1 protein-coding gene and 1 pseudogene are annotated in these 641 nt (G+C 52.1%); both read left to right on the forward strand.

Annotated elements, in window-relative coordinates; translation table 11 throughout:
- Nucleotides 1-353, forward strand: a 353-nt coding sequence (locus ASC50_RS03010; protein WP_158648337.1) for an aminotransferase class I/II-fold pyridoxal phosphate-dependent enzyme, incomplete at its 5' end; no start/stop codon positions are given.
- Nucleotides 354-439: 86 nt separating this feature from the next.
- Nucleotides 440-641, forward strand: a pseudogene (locus ASC50_RS03015) (3-deoxy-7-phosphoheptulonate synthase); the annotation flags it as partial.

The raw sequence follows: 641 nt of genomic DNA on the forward strand, positions 1-641 counted from the left end.
GGCAGTTCAAACCCATGAGGCGCGCTGCCGCCAAACCCCGGCAAGCCCCGCGTGAGTGGTACGAAGGCATGAATAAGGTGTATCGCGAGCGGCGCAAAATCGCCGAAGAGATGATGACGGCGTTGGGTTGCACCTTCGACCCCAAGCAGTCGGGGATGTTCCTCTGGGGCAAAATCCCCGCTCAATACGCCAACAGCGAAGCTCTCGCCGATGAGATATTGTATAACGCGCACGTTTTTATCACGCCCGGCTCTATTTTTGGCAGCAATGGGGCGCGGTATGTGCGTATTTCGCTTTGTTGTGATAAGTTGAATGAGGCTTTGAATAGGATTAAAAATTTAGCACGCAGATGACACAGATTAGATAGATTTACGCAGATTTTTTATCTGCGTAAATCCTAAAAATCTGCGTCATCTGCGTGCCAACAAAATAAAATAATATGGAATTAGAATCAATTTTACTACCGGGAGTGCGCGACCAGCGACCCCTGATTATTGCCGGTCCTTGCAGCGCAGAGACTGAGGAGCAAGTGATGAACACCGCTAAGGAGTTGGCTGTCAAGCACATCCAAATTTACCGCGCGGGGATTTGGAAGCCGCGCACCAAGCCGGGGGGATTCGCGGGCGGGGGTACGCCAGGGC

The sequence above is a fragment of the Candidatus Symbiothrix dinenymphae genome, assembly GCF_001431085.1.